18 protein-coding genes are annotated in these 19,054 nt (G+C 51.2%); 12 read left to right on the top strand and 6 right to left on the bottom strand.

The annotated features are described in order from the left end of the window. Positions 1-396: 396 nt before the first annotated feature. Positions 397-783, bottom strand: a complete 387-nt coding sequence (locus IQ268_RS23680) for a hypothetical protein (protein ID WP_193884363.1) — start codon at positions 781-783, stop codon at positions 397-399. 86 nt (positions 784-869) lie between these two features. Beyond that, a complete protein-coding gene (locus tag IQ268_RS23675) occupies positions 870-1,439 on the bottom strand; it encodes a hypothetical protein (RefSeq protein WP_193884361.1) in 570 nt (189 codons plus the stop codon). 227 nt (positions 1,440-1,666) lie between these two features. Between IQ268_RS23675 and deoC the strand changes: the two genes are divergently transcribed. From deoC to IQ268_RS23645, 6 genes are all read left to right on the top strand, one after another. Further along, on the top strand, positions 1,667-2,353 hold the full coding sequence (gene deoC, locus IQ268_RS23670) for a deoxyribose-phosphate aldolase (protein WP_193884359.1): 687 nt from the start codon (positions 1,667-1,669) through the stop codon (positions 2,351-2,353). Between the two features lie 111 nt (positions 2,354-2,464). Next, entirely contained in the window at positions 2,465-3,457 is a 993-nt protein-coding gene (gene recO / locus IQ268_RS23665) for a DNA repair protein RecO (RefSeq protein WP_193884357.1), read from the top strand. Between the two features lie 3 nt (positions 3,458-3,460). Then, positions 3,461-5,053, top strand: coding sequence for an MFS transporter (locus IQ268_RS23660; RefSeq protein WP_193884355.1), 1,593 nt, complete (start codon positions 3,461-3,463; stop codon positions 5,051-5,053). A gap of 87 nt (positions 5,054-5,140) precedes the next feature. After that, positions 5,141-6,289 (top strand): glycosyltransferase family 4 protein, encoded by a 1,149-nt coding sequence (locus IQ268_RS23655; protein WP_193884353.1) that lies wholly within the window; start codon positions 5,141-5,143, stop codon positions 6,287-6,289. Positions 6,290-6,444: 155 nt separating this feature from the next. After that, a complete protein-coding gene (locus tag IQ268_RS23650; protein WP_193884351.1) occupies positions 6,445-6,858 on the top strand; it encodes a CU044_2847 family protein in 414 nt (137 codons plus the stop codon). 59 nt (positions 6,859-6,917) lie between these two features. Continuing rightward, complete coding sequence (locus IQ268_RS23645; protein ID WP_193884349.1) at positions 6,918-8,345, top strand: amidase; 1,428 nt, start codon at positions 6,918-6,920, stop codon at positions 8,343-8,345. Between the two features lie 49 nt (positions 8,346-8,394). Here the strand turns inward: IQ268_RS23645 and ilvC are convergent, their stop codons facing one another. Then, positions 8,395-9,390: a ketol-acid reductoisomerase gene (gene ilvC, locus IQ268_RS23640; protein WP_193884347.1), complete on the bottom strand. Its 996-nt coding sequence runs from the start codon at positions 9,388-9,390 to the stop codon at positions 8,395-8,397. Positions 9,391-9,502: 112 nt separating this feature from the next. Further along, complete coding sequence (locus IQ268_RS23635; RefSeq protein ID WP_193884345.1) at positions 9,503-9,973, bottom strand: peptidoglycan-binding domain-containing protein; 471 nt, start codon at positions 9,971-9,973, stop codon at positions 9,503-9,505. A gap of 248 nt (positions 9,974-10,221) precedes the next feature. On the opposite strand from IQ268_RS23635, the gene IQ268_RS23630 reads away from it, so the two are divergent. Together IQ268_RS23630 and IQ268_RS23625 are read left to right on the top strand one after the other, a co-directional pair. Further along, positions 10,222-11,247: a YdcF family protein gene (locus tag IQ268_RS23630; protein WP_193884343.1), complete on the top strand. Its 1,026-nt coding sequence runs from the start codon at positions 10,222-10,224 to the stop codon at positions 11,245-11,247. A 174-nt stretch (positions 11,248-11,421) separates the two neighbouring features. Beyond that, on the top strand, positions 11,422-13,170 hold the full coding sequence (locus tag IQ268_RS23625; protein WP_193884341.1) for an ABC transporter ATP-binding protein: 1,749 nt from the start codon (positions 11,422-11,424) through the stop codon (positions 13,168-13,170). A 32-nt stretch (positions 13,171-13,202) separates the two neighbouring features. Here the strand turns inward: IQ268_RS23625 and IQ268_RS23620 are convergent, their stop codons facing one another. After that, positions 13,203-14,291, bottom strand: coding sequence for a PleD family two-component system response regulator (locus IQ268_RS23620; protein WP_193884419.1), 1,089 nt, complete (start codon positions 14,289-14,291; stop codon positions 13,203-13,205). A gap of 401 nt (positions 14,292-14,692) precedes the next feature. Between IQ268_RS23620 and IQ268_RS23615 the strand changes: the two genes are divergently transcribed. From IQ268_RS23615 to IQ268_RS23600, 4 genes are all read left to right on the top strand, one after another. Next, positions 14,693-15,646 (top strand): glycosyltransferase family 10 domain-containing protein, encoded by a 954-nt coding sequence (locus IQ268_RS23615; RefSeq protein ID WP_193884339.1) that lies wholly within the window; start codon positions 14,693-14,695, stop codon positions 15,644-15,646. Between the two features lie 63 nt (positions 15,647-15,709). Continuing rightward, the gene (locus IQ268_RS23610) at positions 15,710-16,714 is read left to right on the top strand and encodes an Npun_R2821/Npun_R2822 family protein (protein ID WP_193884337.1); all 1,005 of its coding nucleotides are present in this window, start codon (positions 15,710-15,712) and stop codon (positions 16,712-16,714) included. Positions 16,715-16,719: 5 nt separating this feature from the next. After that, entirely contained in the window at positions 16,720-17,634 is a 915-nt protein-coding gene (locus IQ268_RS23605) for an Npun_R2821/Npun_R2822 family protein (RefSeq protein WP_193884417.1), read from the top strand. Positions 17,635-17,642: 8 nt separating this feature from the next. Beyond that, positions 17,643-18,590 (top strand): NAD-dependent epimerase/dehydratase family protein, encoded by a 948-nt coding sequence (locus IQ268_RS23600; RefSeq protein WP_193884335.1) that lies wholly within the window; start codon positions 17,643-17,645, stop codon positions 18,588-18,590. A 78-nt stretch (positions 18,591-18,668) separates the two neighbouring features. Here IQ268_RS23600 and IQ268_RS23595 read toward each other — a convergent pair whose 3' ends face one another. Next, positions 18,669-18,878, bottom strand: coding sequence for a hypothetical protein (locus IQ268_RS23595; protein WP_193884333.1), 210 nt, complete (start codon positions 18,876-18,878; stop codon positions 18,669-18,671). Between the last annotated feature and the right edge of the window lie 176 nt (positions 18,879-19,054).

Genomic DNA, 19,054 nt, shown 5'->3' with positions numbered 1-19,054 from the left:
CCCATTCTGAACCACTTACAGCCATCTTCATCTGCATTCACCAAACTCCAAACCCTACACCCCACACCCATCCTGGCGAGACTGTGGCCTACTCGATTGAGAACTGCTGTATATCGATATCTTGTTGCTCTCAAATGGTTTACGCCCTTAGCAATCTCTATATTTTGCTGTATAAGAATCGATCCAAAATCACGCAAGTCTGTTGTTAAGTTCAATAGTACCTCGTTAGATAGATGTATTATTTTGAACCTGATCTGCTAGCTTGCTAAAACGTGACTGGAAATCTTGCCTGAACAGAGTCTTTAAACGGTTTGTTTGTCGTGAGCCATGAAGGGAGATGAGATAGTCGCAGCTATCGATCTCCCTTCATGGGTAAGGACATCAGCCTCTTTAGCGCTAAAGAATCGGAATGTCGATGAAACTACTGTGCCCCGACGATTGTACTCTCACCGTCCAGCGTCCTCGCTTAGATACATCGGGCGTAAACCGATAGCGTCCCTGGCGATCGCAGCGACCCGTTCTCCACGGAGTAGAGCGATCGTCCGGTGACAGTACTGTCACCTGGCAATCAGACATCGGCTCTCCGGTGCTGTAGTACGCCACAACTTCCACCGACGTGACCGTTGCACTACGAGGAAGAGTGGTTGCATTGTACGTAGCGGTTTCGCCGCTGGCTGTTTGCACTTGAATGATCGCATTTAGCCCAACTTCGTGAGCCAGTGTACCTCCTGCCAAACTTAAAACAACAATGGGAACAAACAACAGTTGCCTGAGGTAGGTCATCGATTATCTGCCTCTGAATGATAGAGCTTGCTCGGAAACACGCTGGCTGATTGACTGAACAATTGCGACCCGAATAGTCTCGAATATCACAGATCGCACGCTGTTACACCTTCAGCACAGTAGAGACTCCACCACGGATCAAGGCTTTCAGAGTCAGATTCTCCAGTGCTCATATTGAGTAGTGTTTCAAAGCTGGAGGTCTCGCCACCATAGCGCAAGTGCATGTGGGCTGGCTCACCATGAGGAGAACGCAACGCAACGTACTTAAAGCCGCTACAGGCCATGTCCTCAGACGTTAGCTCAAACAAATCCCAGATGGAGGTCTGGTATTGAGGATAATAAAACGGGTCAGGTGCCGCACCGCGATAGGTATAGGTACAGTTTTCGGCGATCGGGTCTTGACCTGCCATATCGCGATAGAAGGAGAAATTCTCCATGCGCTCAAACACAATACGAGCAGGGTTGCGCGGGTCATGTAAAGAGGAGGGAACCGTTGTATCCAGGGTAAACGTTCCGTCCACCCCGATATAAGGGACATCGGCATTGGGAGACGTAACATCAGCGGACGTACCCTCGGTCGGTAATTCCTGTGCAACACCAGCACCACCGCAGAGTCCCACTGCTACAGTCAGGGCAATCAATCCATTCCGTTTCATAAACTCATAGTCCTGATAAACACACCACAATCACTCAGGTCGATCATTGCTCAACCTGCACTTGCTGAGTCTACAGGGCTTCTCCTGGTTTTCCTATGCCCCTGTCCAGGATATGAAGAGTTCGAGGATGACGAGTTCAGGCTGTGAGTCAGCAACGCCCAAATTTCTTGCAAGCTGTTCTGGTTTCTTTGATACAAGTTATATAAGAAGGACAGTATGGAGCGATAATGGCTAAGGCACACTCTGAAATTGATCTGGCAGCGTTTATCGACCACGCTCTCCTTGATCCGGCGGCGACATCTCAACAGGTCATACAATGCTGTGAAGAAGCCGATCGCTACGGGTTTCCAGCCGTTTGTATCTATCCAGTGCATGTTCGTCAGGCGGTGGAGTTGTTACGCAACAAGCGCCCCCAGGTCTGTACGGTGATTGGGTTTCCCACTGGGGCTACCACGTCAGCCGTCAAACTATATGAAGCTCAAGAAGCAGCAGAAAACGGAGCAACGGAACTGGATGTGGTCATCAACTTAGGCTGGCTGAAGTTGGGTAAAACCGAGGAGATGCATCGAGAGATTGCCGAAATTTGCGATTCAACCGGGCAGACCGTCAAGGCTATTTTAGAAATGTCTGTGTTAACCGATGCCGAGAAGAAGCTTGCGGTTGAGGTGTGCCTGGATGCAGGTGTGTCATATCTGAAAACCCACACAGGATGGCGAGGCGGAGCCATGCTGGCCGATGTCAAGCTGTTAAAAGAACTGAGCAAAGACCGGGTTGGCATTAAAGCATCGGGTGGAATTCGGACGGCAGAACAGGCGATCGAGCTAATCTTAGCGGGCGCAACTCGGTTGGGTACATCGCGTGGCATTGATTTAATCCGCCAACAAGAACAACGCGATACCCTGAAAGAAGGGTAGGCCAACTAACAATGGCTCTAAACAATCGCCAATGGAACAGACGTTGTCTATTGCGGCTTGTTAAGTCTCATCTGCCATCCAGACGGACGGACGCACATCGCTCTTTAATTTATGAGTGGAACCTACAAGGTAACGGGAATTAATCTGAAGGCAATGCCACTGGGGGAGACCGATCGCCTGCTAACGATTCTCACTCAGGAAATGGGTTTAATTCGGGCGGTTGCACCGGGTGCCCGCAAACATCAATCCAGCTTGCGGGGACGCAGCGATCTATTTGTCGTTAATGAGTTGCTGGTTGCCAAAGGAAAAAGCCTCGACAAAATTATTCAGGCTGAAAGTGTCGAATCGTTTCCTGGGTTAGGCCAGGATTTAGGCAAGCTGACCGCCAGCCAATATTTAGCCGAATTAGCCCTGTACCAGGCTCTGAGTGACCAACCGCAGGCCGAACTTCTCGGTCTGCTGAGCGAACATCTGCGCCGTTTAGAGCGATTACCCAAAACGGCAACCCTGGCCAGCCTGACTCAAGCTATCTTTCACCTGTTAGTTCAAGCGGGCGTTGCGCCGCAGGTTCACGCCTGTTGCACGACTCAGCAGCCGCTCACGCCAGACTTTACCGAACCAAGTTGGCAGGTGGGGTTTAGCGCTGCCGCTGGCGGCACAATTCACCTGGACGTACTCGATCGCCTGTCAACCCAGCTATCTAACGTTCCTTATTCTAAGCCTCGACTGCGTTCTAAGTCTGCTGAACGAGCGAGTCAGTATCTTGCCGAAGATGGGACAATTATGAGGGAAAACGTATCTCATCCCCAACCATTTACCTCCAGCCCTGCCTCAACCGATCGCCGCACTGTCCTGGGCGATCGCCTCAATGCCACCGAGCTAGCCGTACTTCAGCAACTCTCTCAACCAGAGTTAATCCAGCCAGATGGTACGCTAATCTCACCCGAGCTAAATGCGCTACCCCAACCGATTACCCTCTCGATCTGGCTCTCGATTGAACGCGTGTTGCGGCAATACGCCCAATATCACTTCGATCGCCCGATTCGCTCTGCCACGCTCATCGACATCAGTTTTCTGTCTCTTCCGCTGCCCCTCTCACCGTAGATCATGATGCGACTGTTTGATTCAGACTTAGAACCCAACACACCGCTGCCAGGTCAGCTTGAACCCACTCGTCAAGCTGGCTCCTATAGCGAGTCGAGCCAGTTTCCAAGCCGTGGGTATCATCGTCCAGTTCAACCAGCGCCAGGACAGGTTCTTAGAGCCGACATGTCCGACCGGGGTGCTGACTATGCCGATCCAGAGGAGCAACTGGCCACCAAACTAGCCGCACCCGCTGTGAGTTTGAACGCTACAAACGGCAAGCTGGCCGAGGGTAGCAATCATCCCCAGCTAGAGCCGGAACCCGAACCCGATGACGAGCAAGAGCGAGGGTTTTTACCCGTCCTGCGAAACTACAACTTTTTAGCGCTGTGGAGTGGTCAGGTCTTCTCTCAACTTGCCGATAAAGTCTATCTGGTTTTAATGATTGCTATCATTGCCAGTCGTTTTCAGGCAGAAGGGCAAAGTATTAGCGGCTGGGTGTCGTCGCTGATGATCGCGTTTACGATTCCGGCGGTGTTGTTTGGGTCAGTTGCGGGGGTATATGTAGACCACTGGCCAAAACGGATTGTGCTGGTGTTAACTAACTTGCTGCGAGGCGCATTTGTGCTGGTGTTGCCCCCTCTGCTGTGGATCTCTCAAGGCTGGACGCCCTTTGCTGGATTGCCCATTGGCTTCTTAGTGGTGTTAGTGGTAACGTTCTTCGTCTCAACGCTGACTCAGTTTTTTGCGCCAGCAGAGCAGGCTGCGATTCCGCTAATTGTCGAGCGCAAGCATTTACTGTCGGCCAATTCCCTCTACACCACCACCATGATGGCTTCAGTCATTATTGGGTTTGCGCTGGGAGAGCCGGTGCTGGCGTTTGCTGATGCAGCGGCTAACTGGTTGCACCTGGGTGCCGATATTGGCAAAGAACTGCTGGTGGGCGGCAGCTATGCGATCGCTGGGGCTATTATGATGCTGTTGCGAACGCGCGAAAAAGCTGATGACAACGGCCAGGAACTGCCGCCGGTATGGGAAAATATTCGGGACGGTTTACGGTATCTCGGTGAGAAAAAACGGGTGCGGGCGGCACTGATTCAGCTTGTGATCCTGTTTTCCGTGTTTGCTGCTTTAGCGGTGCTGGCGGTGCGTTTGGCTGAGGTCATGCCAGCGATCAAATCTTCTCAGTTTGGCTTTTTGCTGGCAGCCGGTGGGGTTGGCATGGCGATCGGTGCCGTGCTAATTGGGCAGTTCGGGCAACGGTTTTCACGAGCGCAACTGGCGCTGTGTGGTTCAATTGGAATGGCAGCATCCCTGGGAGCCGTCTCGCTGTTTACCCATCAGCTATGGATGACGCTGTTTGTGCTGGTGTGTCTGGGGCTATTTGCGGCGATCGTTGGCATCCCCATGCAAACTGCCGTGCAGGAAGAAACCCCAGAAGAGATGCGGGGCAAAGTGTTTGGCTTGCAAAACAACGCCATTAACATTGCGCTCAGTTTGCCGTTAGCCCTGGCTGGCGTTGCCGAAACTTTCTTTGGCCTGAGAATTGTCTTTATTGGGTTGGCGGTGATGACGATGGCAGGCGGTGTTTTGACCTGGTCAATTTCTCGTTCATAGGCGACAAACAGCGTATTAAGATGCAACAAGGATTAAAATTAGATCCATATTTTCTTCTCTATTTTTAGGGCACACTAATTAATTTGAATGCATATTGCGTGGCTAGGAAAGAAGTCTCCGTTTTGTGGCAATGTTACCTATGGTCGAGAAGTTACAAATGCGCTGTTAGATCGGGGATATCAGGTTAGCTTTCTCCATTTTGCTCAAGAAGAAGCGGCTGGCGATAGCGCTTCCGAGGTTCACGAAGTTTCGATTCCCTTTCTCTACAAGTCTCAGATCTACACCATTCCAACGCTGAAATCGAGCAAGGTGTTGATCGACTCGCTGCGCCAGCTCAAGCCCGATATTGTACACGCCTCGCTGACGCTCTCTCCGCTAGATTTTCTGTTGCCTGAAATTTGCGAAGAGTTAAACTTGCCGCTGGTTGCTACCTTTCATCCGCCATTCGATCGCAAGCGGCGTAATCTAACATCCGGAACGCAACACCTGATGTACCAGCTTTACGCCCCTTTCCTGGCCAACTACGACAGTGTGATTGTTTTTTCCCACGTTCAGCGTGACCTGCTGGTGCGGATGGGGGTATCTGGCGATCGCGTTGCCGTGATCCCAAACGGGGTAGATGTCGAAAAGTATTCTCCTGGCGCTTCAACAATCAAGGCGCTGCTGGGTGCCCAGCGGCTGTTTGTTTACCAGGGGCGAATTGCCACCGAAAAAAATGTAGAGTCGCTGCTGCGTGCCTGGAAACAGTCGAACATGGGCAGCGACAGCAGGTTACTTATGGTGGGAAATGGCCCACTGGCACCGTCCCTCAAAGCGTTTTACGGTGGGGAACACGGCATAATCTGGCTGGGTTTTGTCGCCGACGAGCAGCGTCGTATTGATATTCTGCGCGGCTGTGATGTGTTCATTCTGCCCTCCCTGGTTGAAGGACTGTCGCTATCGTTGCTAGAAGCGATGGCGTGCGGGGTGGCTTCTATGGCAACGGATGCGGGAGCCGATGGGGAAGTATTAGAAGATGGTGCCGGTATTATCTTGCATACGCATCGGGTTTCGACCCAACTGCAAACGCTGCTGCCGCTATTTCGCGATCATCCCGAACTCACCACGTTACTGGGGCACAAGGCTCGCCAGCGGGTGCTCGATCGCTACACCCTTAGCCGCAATATTACTCAGCTCGAAGACCTCTATCGGCAGGTGTCGCAGCAGCGCCAGGTGTCGCTCAGCCGCTTTGTCTAGGCTTAATGTCCGGTTTAACTATCCAGGTTTAATATCCAGGCTTAAAACGTTAGTGGCGACCCATTGCAACGGTAATGGGGTAAGACACCGTGGCGATCGCTCCACATCATCACATAAGGTGGGAACGCTAAAACAGCCATCAGCGTTAGATCACCATGAGTAAACTGCAACCGATTCAAATTGACGAAACCACCATCATCTATGTTGAAACAACGGAGGAACCCGATATGTCGAGTCTTCCTGCCTTGGAACCTGCCATTGAGCCAGAACAAACGCGCACGGCCAAGGGCTTCTTGTCGAACGGTACTCGTCCAGCGATGATTCATAAAAGCGCCCAAACGCTGGAAAGCACGATTCGCTACTACACCACCTATACTCTCAACGCCTTTAAGCAGGTGGCGATCGCCGAGGTCAAGAAAGTAAACCTGGAATTTGGTGTCAACATGAGCGGGGTGACGGGCATTCCCTACATCGCCTCTGGTACAGCCGGATGCAACGTCAAAGTCACGGTGGAGTGTGTATTTCCCGACCCGATTCAACCACAAGCAGATGGCTCCCATTCCAGTTAGGATTTAGTCTGGAATGCTGCGGTTTCATATTCCAGCAGCGGTTTACAGCGTGAACGACTATGAATCCAGTTGATTTGGCATTTGCCTCTGCTTTAGACCAGGCTCAGCTTATCCGTGATGGGGAAGTGTCTCCTGTTGAACTGACTGAGCTGTATTTGGAGCGAATTCAACGCTTGAATCCTACTCTCGGCAGCTATTTCACGGTAGCGGTTGAATCTGCCCTGGCTGATGCCAAAGTCAAGACTGAGGCGATCGCACATTGCCGCGATCGAGCTACACTGCCGCCGTTTTGGGGGGTTCCCATTTCCATCAAAGACCTGAATGCAGTAGCAGGGCTGCCCTGTACCTATGGCAGTCAGGTCTTGAAGGGTAACATGGTTGACTATGACGATGCGGTAGTGGCTCGAATTAAGCAAGCGGGTTTCATTATTTTGGGAAAAACAGCTACCCCAGAAGTGGGATCAATGCCATTTACTGAACCGGACGGGTTTCCGCCTGCCCGCAATCCCTGGAACGTAGACTACACCCCCGGCGGATCGAGCGGCGGGGCGGCGGCGGCTGTTGCTGCCGGACTCTGCTCGGTGGCTCAAGGCTCAGATGGTGGTGGTTCGGTGCGTGGGCCTGCTTCCTGCTGCGGACTGGTTGGCATTAAGCCGTCCCGTGGGCGAATCTCATCGGCACCCGTGGGCGAACGGTTGAGCGGCATGGCAACGAATGGTCCACTCGCTCGTACGGTGGCCGATGCGGCAGCACTACTAGATGTGATGTCGGGGTATGTCACCGGCGATCCTTACTGGCTGCCTGCACCCAATCCCTGCTTTCTGGATGTGGCACGACGGGGATCGCAGCGGGGAGCCGATCGCCCGTTGCGAGTAGCAGTAGCAATGACCCTGCCGTCAGTGGCTGAAACGATCGATCCGGTTTGCGAAAAAGCGGTGCTAGACACGGTTCAACGGCTGCAAGACTTTGGGCATCACGTTGAGCCAGCTTGCCCCAGTGTTGCAGGGTTAGCCGATCCCTTTACTGTAGTGTTCCGTGGCGGCATTGCTGCTGCCGGAATCCCGGCTGAGGCGATGAATGCGGTTAATCGGTGGTTCATGTCATTTGCCGACTCTAACGGCGACTTTCTGCGTGCCCTGGCCGAGGTTCAGATCATGGCTCGTCGGATTACTGCCTTTTTTGACACCTATGATCTGTTGCTCACCCCTACTTACATGTCTCCGCCGATTCGAGTTGGCGAATGGGCAAACCTTGATCCGGCAACGGTGGTGCAAAACGTGGTTCAGTGGATTGCCCCCTGTCCTCCGTTTAATGCGAGCGGACAGCCAGCGATCGCCATTCCGGCTGGGTTCTCTCCGGCTGGGTTGCCCATCGGCGTTCAAATCGTCGGTCGTCCGGCGGCTGAATCAACCCTGATTGCGATCGCGGCTCAACTCGAAGCGGCCAATCCGTGGAGCCATCTGCGTCCAGCGATCGCAGTAGCCTGAATGGGTCATGCTAGAACGGGTTGAGCGATCGCCCAACCCGGTTTCATTTCTAGACTTTCTTGAGCCAGCTAAACATCGCTCTTAGATCCTTACCCACTTCTTCAATCGGATGTTCGGCTTCGCGGCGACGCATGGCGGTAAAGCCAGCCTTACCCGACATGTTTTCCAGGACAAATTCGCGGGCAAACTGACCCGTCTGAATTTCCTTCAAAATTTGGCGCATCTCGGCTCGCGTGTCGTCCGTCACAATTCGGGGGCCGCGAGTGTAGTCACCGTATTCTGCTGTGTTCGAGATGCTGTCGCGCATCTTCGCTAAACCGCCTTCTACCACCAAGTCCACAATCAGCTTAACTTCGTGCAGGCACTCAAAGTAGGCCAGTTCGGGCTGATATCCCGCTTCCACCAGCGTTTCAAACCCGGCTTTAATTAACTCGCTTAAGCCGCCGCAGAGTACGACCTGTTCGCCAAACAAGTCGGTTTCCGTTTCTTCCCGAAAAGTGGTTTCAAGGATACCAGCACGGGTGCCGCCGATGCCCTTGGCATAAGCCATAGCGCGATCGCGTGCCTGACCAGATGCATCTTGAGCCACGGCAAACAAACAGGGAACTCCTTCCCCTTGCTCATAGGTGCGGCGAACCAGGTGCCCCGGCCCTTTGGGTGCAACCATCACCACGTCAACATTGGAGGGCGGCACCACCTGGGCAAAATGAATATTGAATCCGTGGGCAAAGGCAATCACCTTTCCTTCACTCAGGTTTGGCTCGATTTCGTTGGTGTAAACGGTTCGCTGCACCTCGTCTGGCAGCAGAATCATAATCAGCTCGGCTGCCGCCGTTGCATCTGCCACCGACTTAACGGTTAATCCTTCTGATTCTGCCTTTGCCGCCGACTTGCTTCCCGGATAAAGACCCACCACTACGTTCATGCCGCTGTCTCTAAGGTTGAGCGCATGAGCGTGCCCCTGGGAACCGTAGCCAATAATTGCGATCGTTTTTCCAGCAAATAAGTCTAAATTTGCGTCAGCGTCATAATACATCCGAGCCATAGCATCTCTCCGTCCAGCAAGCGTGGTGATTTACTGCAAGCTCTTGATTTTACCAAAATCTGTGAAGCTGACGATCCGGTTCTTGCTATCAACCGATGCCCTGCCGATCGATTCAGGTTCCAAAGGGTATGCAGCCAACCTGGTAGCGCAACCGCTGTTTAACCGCCTCATCTAGCAAACGCCGAGTGGTTAGGTCCGCAATACCGTTGGGAGATAGGGTTTGTCGCTTCTGAAACAGCATCACCGCTCTGGCGGTACGGGGGCCATAAAATTCGTTGATGGGCAGTTGGGCACCCACAATCAAGTTGAGGCTGTGCTGAAGATTGCGAACCAGTTGACGGGCTTTTTCTTGAGTGGATGTGTCTAGCTCACCTGTGAGCGGCAAGTGGTGCTGCCCCTGAAATTCGCGAATGGCGGTTTGGGTGGATGGATCAAGCGTATCGCTGCAATGGGTATTCAGTCCGGTGGACTCCAAGTACCCTAACCCACAGAGAACTGCCTTAAACTGACCCAGGGAATATGTCATTACCGTAATCACATCACCAAACACAGGAACAATGGCTGGAAGAGGGTTTATAGTCATGTAGATCTCTATTCCCAGACCTGTCCTTACAGTAAGACAATTGGGGCGATCGCGCCTCCCCTCTCTGTCTCACCCAAAAGTATGAATTACGGACGTTGATGTTAGTCTTGCTTAACAATTGCAACATCCATACTGAATTGATGGCGCTTTCAAAAATCTTTGGGCATATTTATGGGGATATTTTGTGTCAGTCTATTGCCATGTTCAGGTGAACAGATCTTGACGCAGGTGACCTGAGGAAGTGGGCGATGTTTGAACTGTTGACCCGAATCATTATTTGGATTGCGATTATTCTCCTCGTTCGCTATATCCTGCTTCAATTTATTCCCAGGGCATGGTTAACGTGGTTGGGCGGTATTGTGCTGGTGTTTTTGCTGCTGCTATCGCTCTTAGATCCCGCTAACCGCGCCATTGGAATTGCCTGGAGCGTGTTGTCGTTTCCGCTACGCCCGTTGGGGTTAGTGATTGTCCTGCTGGCCAGCGGGCTGCGAGCGGGGGTTAAAAAAATTGACGGCAATCAGGTGTTAGCGGCGTTGATCATTTTGCTCATTTGTAGTTTGCCCCTCACGGCCTATCTGCTGACGGCTCAAACCGAGCAGCGATCGGTGATTGAAGCTGTGAACCGGGCAGGAACGGTAGAAGCTGCCCGTGCGATCGTCGTTTTGGGCGATATTTCCCCCGCCAATCCTGAATATCGGATGCGGACACAGGTGAACAATGCAACGGAAGGGTTTGGTACACCCCTTGCTTCCCGCTTGCTTTACGCCTCGGAACTGTACCGAGAACAGGCCAATATTGGCAATGAGCCGTATGTGATTGTTAGTGCCGGGCCGCAACCTGATGTCGCTCAGGACACCAATCAAACGAGCACTACTGAAACCGAAGCCGTTACTAACTTGCTGGTGGGAATGGGCGTTCCCAGATCCAACATCATCGTTGATACCGATGGCATTGATGTACGGAGCAGCGCCGTTGCAGTGCGGACTCGGCTCAACAGCTTAGGGTTTACCGGGCAAGAACGAATTATCCTGGTGTCGCCCACGGTCAGCACCCGGCGGGCGCTTTCTACCTTTGCGAACCTCAATTTTCAGGTGATTCCACGACCCACTGATTTTTATGCCTTTCAGCTTGAAGGTGGGCTACAGTTAGCCGCTTTGACCGACCTGATCCCCAGCGTTGAAGCTCTAACGGTAACAACGCGGGTGGTTGAAGAATATTTAGCCTCGGTTTATTACTTCTTGAGAGGTTGGTTACTCGACCCGCTCGGCGTATAGCTCGAAGCACTGTTATAGAAATTCGATTTAGGATAAGCAAGGGAACCGGAAAAAATGACAGCCAGGGAGGGCGCATAGCGTGGTTGGCTCTGCGATCGCCCAGCCATCAGCACCTTTCCCCTTCCCACCACAGCAACGCTCCCTAAATACCCGATTTCTCATCTGCATCCAGCAATGGCTCGTTCTCAACTGCAAAAACTGACGGCTTACCTGCGTCCCCACTGGCGCGTTCTGGTCTTGGGGATCTTCGCTCTACTCGTCGTGAATGGCGTTGGGGTTTATATTCCCCTGCTAATTCGCAACAGCGTGGATGAACTGCAAACTGAATTTAGCTTTCAGCAGGTCATTTACTACACGATGCTGATTTTGGTGCTGGCATCCGTGATGTGGATCGTGCGGATGGTGTCGCGAATTCTGTTGTTTGGGGTAGGGCGGCAGGTCGAGTTTGACCTGAAGCAGAAAATCTTTAAGCACTTGCTTACTCTGGAGCCGTCTTACTTTTCCAGCAACACCGCTGGAGACTTAATCAGTCGCGCTACCAGCGATGTAGACAATATCCGCCGCTTGTTGGGTTTTGCTGTCCTCAGTTTGGCTAATACGCTATTTGCCTATGCCCTGACGCTGCCCGTCATGCTGTCGATTAATTTGCGCTTATCGCTGCTGGCGATCGCTGTGTATCCGGTCATGCTGATCCTGGTGCAGCTTTTTAGTAATCGTCTGCGAAACGAGCAGCTCGAAGTGCAGCAAGAAACGGCCAGTTTGAGCGACCTGATCCAAGAAGATATCAGTGGCATTGCCCTGATCAAAATCTATGCCCAGGAAGAAAACGAGCGGCGGGCGTTTCGGCAGTTGAACCAGCAACTATTGTCGGCCAATTTGCGGCTGGCAAAGACGCGCAACATGCTTTTTCCATTGTTAACCGGGTTAGCCAACATTAGTTTGCTGATTATTCTAGGGTTAGGAGCCGGTGAAATTGCCAACGCGCGGTTGAGCATTGGTGATTTTATTGCGTTGCTGCTGTATGTTGAACGGTTGGTCTTCCCGACAGCGCTATTAGGATTTACGATTACGGCCTATCAACGGGGCGAGGTCAGTATCGATCGCGTCGAGTCGATTCTCACGGTTGAACCCCGAATTCGAGATGTCCCGAATGCCATTCATTTGCCCTATACCGAGGTTAAGGGTAGCCTCTCGGCCAGCCATCTCACCTACACTTATCCGGAAGCCAAAGCTCCAGCGCTGGACGACATTAGCTTCACCATTCAACCTGGAGAAACGATCGCTGTCGTGGGGCCTATTGGTTCCGGTAAATCAACCCTGGCTAATGCGCTGCCGCTATTGTTGGACGTGGCTCCCAGCCAGCTTTTCTTAGATGGGTTTGATATTACCCAGGTGCAGTTAAGCGATTTGCGCTCGGCGATCGCCTACGTCCCTCAAGACAGCTTTTTGTTTAGCACCACAATCAAAAATAATGTCCGCTATGGCGATCCGGTGGCGGAACAGCAAGAGGTGGAATATGCGGCTAAACAAGCCCAAATTCATCCAGAAATCCTTAACTTTCCGCAGCAGTATGAAACGATCGTGGGTGAACGCGGTATTACGCTTTCGGGTGGGCAACGTCAGCGAACGGCACTGTCGAGAGCGTTGCTCGTCGATGCCCCTATCCTCATCCTGGATGACTCTCTTTCCAGCGTAGACAACCAAACGGCGACTGAAATTCTTAAAAACCTGTCAGAGGGGACTCAACGCAAAACGGTCATTTTTATCTCGCATCAGCTTTCTGCTGCCGCTACCGCCGACCGCATTTTTGTGATGGACAAAGGGCGTATCGTGCAGTCGGGTATTCATGCTGACCTATTAACTCAACCGGGGTTATATCAAACCCTGTGGGATCAACAAAAGCTAGAAGAAGTTTTGCAGTAACACCCAGACGGTTGAGACCTGGGGCAGCGCTGTTAGAAAGAGGTAAGGGCATATACAATGCGGTTTCGCCCTTTGAGCTTTGCCTGATACAGGGCTTTGTCTGCTGTTGCAATCAATTCGGTGGACGCGGTGCCCAATCTAGGCACCATGCCAGTCACCCCGATACTCAGCGTAATAGCAGAACCAACCGATGAATTGGCATGTGCGATCGCCTTCTCTTTGAGGCTACTTTGCATCTTTTCGGCCACCCGAACAGCCCCATGAACCGCCGTATTGGGTAGCACCACCACAAATTCTTCGCCGCCATAGCGAGCCGCTAAATCCGCTGGCCGTTGTGCCGCTTGCTGAATTATCTGTGCCACCTGCTTTAAGCACTCGTCTCCAGCCAGGTGACCGTGGGCATCGTTATAGGCTTTGAAGCAATCAATATCAATCAAAATTAAGGACAAGGGCAATCGCTCTCTTGCCATCCGGAGCCATTCTCGTTGTAAGCAGTCATCAAAGCAGCGACGATTGGCAATTTGGGTTAAACCGTCTAATGCCGCCAGACGTTGCAGCGTTTGGTTAGCCGTCTCTAGCTGTTCCTTAAGCAGTCGCTCTTGATCCATGCGATGCCGCAACTCGGTCATCGCCCAATGCATTTGCAGAAGCCGCCGAACCCGCTGACGCAAAACAGCCCAATGAATAGGCTTGGTAATGTAGTCTGTTGCTCCAGCATCAAAGGCTCGATTGACCGATTCTTCATCGTCGAGTGTGGTGATCATCAGCACGGGTGGACAGCGATCGCCAAACTGCTTTCGCAACTGGCTACAGCAGTCAAAGCCATTCATCACGGGCATCACCGCATCTAGCAAAATAATATCGGGCATCGAGTTGAACCCAACAGGGTTAGCCCATTCCTGGCAAATACTTAAACATTGCTCTCCATTTACCGCTTCTGTGACGTTGTAGCCCTCAGCCTCCATGACCTGACACAGCGAAAATCGCAGAGTCTTTTGATCGTCCACAATCAGTATTGACGGAGCTTGACTTGGATACCCAATCTCGTCCACATGACCTTCCTCAGCATCATCACTACGGTGCTTGTCTGATCTGACTCTGTCTAGCTCAGTCCGGTTCATCACAGTTCATTCGTGGGTAACTATTACGCCTGTTACATGCCACTGGTTTTTAATTTTAAATGTCGCATTGCTGGCCTGAGGTTCAATGTAGATTCCGTTGAAGCCTATTCTGCTTGAGTATTCCCATATGGAACAGGGAACTATTAGCCTACGTCCAATTTTGACCCGCCAGGGAGATCCGTAGGAGTAGACCGGTAAAACGCCGGATCACGTGAATTGTTGAACGAGAGCTAACAATGTTTAAGATTCGATATTGTGGCAACTGAACCGTTGTGCGATCGCACCTGGTATCGGATACCATTCAAACGAGGAAAACTCGCTGCTTAGCCTCTGCTCTCGAAGCACTGCTTGATCCACGTTAGCTGCAACCGTCGAGGGTGATACACCTCTAAGTAAAACGTATGAGTAGAAAAACGGTGGGGATGGTCACGTCATATAAAACGCCAGTTCAAACCGACTGGTTGTGGCATCAAACTCCACACCCCTTCGGTGTTTGGGGCAATATACAAATGCTGGCTCGTGCTCCTGAACCTGATTTTCTCCTACTCTATAATTTCCACAGCTTCAAGCCCAAACCCCAAAAATCGCATTGGCTTCAGCGATTTCAGTCGTCACCCACCGCTGAAGAGATCACGGGTCACTTTCGAGGCGTGCCGAAAGAGCGGATTGTCTCACTGTTGCGAGAGCCGCCGTTTGTAGAAAAGCTGTCTAAGCGCACCGCTGATTATCGGCAAGCGGAACAATACTGTGGCTATGTGTCTGGGCCAGATGATCTGGCACCTGTTCCGGCCTATATGCCAGCGATCTGGTATGTCAACAATGGGTTTCAAGACCTGGATAAAGCGGCTGTGCCAGAGAAAAGCCGTCCCTGTTCCTGGATTACCTCTGGAATCGATCGCACCGCGAACCACCGCAAACGGCTGGCCTTTTTGGAACTGCTGCAAGGACATCAGCTCAACGTTGACCTTTACGGGCGGGACTTGCCTGCCTGGGCAAACTCAAACGGTGCCGTGGGCAACAAGTGGCACGCGATGGCTCCCTATTACTACAACCTGGCGATCGAAAACTATGCTGACAATGGCTGGTACGTAAGCGAAAAACTCTGGGATGCTTTGCTGTCCTGGTGTTTGCCTATTTACTACGGAGGTGCCGCTGCCGACAAATTGCTGCCCCCCGGCAGCTTTTTGCGGTTGCCCAGCCTGGATGAAGCCGGGTTGCGCTATATCCAGGATGTTACTGCAACGCCTGATGCCTGGTATGAAGCCAAGGAGGCGATCGCAGAAGCACGACACATCATTTTGCATGAGCTAAACTTGCTCAACTGGTTCTCTGAATTTGTGCAGCAGTTTGATTGATTTCCGTGTGGATTTTAATCGAACGTATGGTTTAACCTATTCCTTCATCCATTCAAACCCGTTATGACAGATGGCATCTACACGTTGGCAAATGACGTGGTATACGACCAGTTGGTTGCTCTTTTAAACAGCATTGAGGTTAACGCTGGTGCAGCGATGCCCGTGTGCGTGATTGCCTATGACCATCAGCTCGACCGAGTGCGGGCAGAAGTAGCAAGGCGAGATAACGTTACCTTACTCGACGATCCAGAACTGTTTGCCCGATGGGAAGACTTCTCGATGCAGGTCTGGAAAACCCATGCTAATGCATTACAGCGTTGGCAACAGCAGGGAATTGAAGGGGTGTATCGCTTGAGCTGCAATCATCGGTATGCGGCATTTGATCCGGCTGCTCCGTTCGATCGCTTCATTTATTTGGATGCCGATACCCTGTTGCTGAGTTCACCTGCCGTTATCTTCGATAGTCTCGATCGCCACGATTTTGTTGTTTACGACTTTCAGTACAAAGACCCCTCTCATATTTTCAACATCAATTCTTCAAGACTGGTTGAAGTTTTTCCAAAGCAACGACTGGAATCAGAAATTTTTTGCTCCGGTTGTTATGCTTCAAAACGAGGACTTTTTGCTCAAGAACAGCTTGATTGGATTGTTGATCGATTAGCTGAGGGCGAGTCGGAGGTTCTTTACTTAAACGCTCCCAATCAGTCGGTTTTGAACTACATGACCTTACGAGCTGGTATTCCAGTTCACAACCTGGCTATTCATCTACCAGAAGACCAGCGGACTGGAAATGCGGTGACATCCACTCACTTTGAAATGAACCATCAGACCCTATACGATCATGGTAAACCGCTGACCTATTTACACTACATTGGGCTGTCTTCAAAGTTATTTCGACGGCTGTGTGCGGGTGAAAATCTGGCTATTCCCTACCGAGACATTTTTCTGGACTATCGATTCCTGCATGAACCGGAGCAGCGTCCAGTGTTGTCGGGCAAACCTAACCCTATCCATCCCAAACCCAGCCTGACACAGCGGATGATGCGAAAGCTGGGGATATCCGGATGACCTCGATACAACGCGGAATTTATATTACAGCCAATGATCGGGTCATTGAGCAAACGATCGCCTTGCTCAACAGCATTCGTTTTTATGATGCCGACACACCCATCATCCTCATTCCCTATGACGATAACTATCATCACGTTGCCGAACGGCTATCCAATAGCTATGGTGTAACGGTTTACGATGATTTGCCGTTTATCGAGCGGCTGTCTCAGCGGTTGCAGCAAATTTTTGGCGATCGCTTCTTTGCCCGTCCTAACCAGTTTCGAAAGCAAGCCTGTTGGTTTGGCCCGTTTGAAGAGTTCTTGTATATCGATACTGATGTGGTTGTTTTTGAGCGCATCATAGACAACCTGGACTATCTAAAACAGTACGACTTCATCTGCTCCGACTATCAACATGCAGGAGGGATTAAAAACGTCTTTACAACCCAAATCATTGAAGACAGGGTTTTTAGTGTAGAGACATGCCACGATATTTTTAATGGAGGATTTTGGGGCGCTCGTAAGCAGCTTATTTCAGAGTCAGACCTATATGAGACGTTTGAGGAGTGTTCATCTCACCCGGAATACTTCGACTTTTCTGAGAAGACATCTGACCAACCGATTATCAATTACATGATTCTCAAACGAATTGCTCGTCGCTTTAATATTGTGCGGCGATCGGGTGGCGCTCCGGGTAATTGGGCGGGTAGTCCTCACTTTATTCGTCACGGTCACGGTTTGGTAGACCCTAATCTTAATCAGCCTCTTCAATATTTACATTGGGCAGGCGTTCGACTTGAGCCGGGCTGCCCGTATTGGGATGTGTGGGAGCACTATCGCTATTTGCATGAGCCAAAGCCAATGCAGTTACCGCCGCCGCCCGCCGCTGCTCATCCCTGGCAGCAGATTATTAACAAGATTAAAAGTAGTAAATTCTAACTTCAATCATGGCAACCAACATTGTTACAGGCGTAGCCGGTTTTATTGGTTCTCATCTAGCGGAAACGCTTTTAAATCAAGGCGAACGGGTTATTGGTATTGATCAATTCAATGATTACTATGACCCGATGTTGAAGCGAAAGAACGTGGCTTCTCTTGAAAACTATCCCGCCTTTCAACTGGTGGAGGGCGATATTCAACAGCTTGATTGGACAACGCTGCTTCAGGATGTTGATGTTATTTATCATCAAGCGGCACAGGCAGGCGTTCGTGCTAGTTGGGGTGCGGGGTTTCGGTCTTACACCGAACGCAACATCAATGCCACCCAGGTGTTGCTGGAAGCAGCAAAAGATGCAAAACAGTTAAAACGCCTGGTTTTTGCGTCCACATCTTCAATCTATGGCAATGCTGAAATGATGCCAACGGCTGAAACGGTTTGTCCACAGCCTGTTTCTCCTTATGGCATCACAAAATTAGCGGCTGAACGGTTGTGCTGGTTGTACTACTACAACTTTAATGTGCCAGTTACGTCTTTACGCTACTTCACCGTGTATGGCCCACGTCAACGTCCTGATATGGCGTTCCATAAATTTTTCAAAGCAGCGTTGCAGGATGAAGCAATTGGTATCTATGGGGACGGTCAGCAGACGAGAGACTTTACCTTTGTTGAAGATGCAATTGCCGCCAACCTTGCCGCCGCTACTGCTCCAGAAGCGATCGGAGAGATTTTCAATATTGGGGGCGGCAGTCGGGTTGTTCTCACCGAAGTGCTGGATACGATGGATCAAATTGTCGGTAAACCAATTCGCCGCAACCACATTGAGCAGGCGATGGGGGATGCTCGTCATACCAGTGCTGACGTTTCCAAGGCTAAGCGTCTGCTGGGGTATGCGCCCAGGGTTTCGCTAAAAGAAGGGTTAGCAAGAGAGTGGGAATGGATTCGATCGCTCTATTGAGCGCTATTGAGTCACTGGATGGTTCGATCGCGACGTGGATAACGTCGCGATTTTGCTGTTAGTAGACCCTGAACAGGTCTACTGAAACCGTTTTGCAGGTTTGAGCCAGGTTCTACCCATTTGATGCAGGATGACATGGCTTAAGCTCAATAGCACAAGAACACAGATGATGGCGATCGGCCCGTAAGCTCGTCCGTGGCTCCAGGGTTTTCGCAGAGGAGTGAATTGTGGCGATCGCGGTTGTGGCGTAACGTCTGCGGCATTGTGAACTGTGATTATGCTAGTCATCGTTTTTTTGTGCTTGAATGCTGTTGATTTAGTCAAAGGTTGTGATTTTGTAACTGTTCAAGGGGTTGAAAAAGGGAATTGAGAAAATCGAGAGGTGCTGCTAGGCTAACAAGATGGAAGAGAACCCTGTCCCCTCCATCAATGATGTTAGCCAATCGGACTGGGACAAGACCCCA

The organism is Oculatella sp. LEGE 06141 (genome assembly GCF_015207605.1).
Classification (GTDB): Bacteria; Cyanobacteriota; Cyanobacteriia; order Elainellales; family Elainellaceae; genus Oculatella.
Note: the sequence above shows the minus strand (reverse complement) of the source record. Positions and strands in the feature narration are given on the sequence as shown.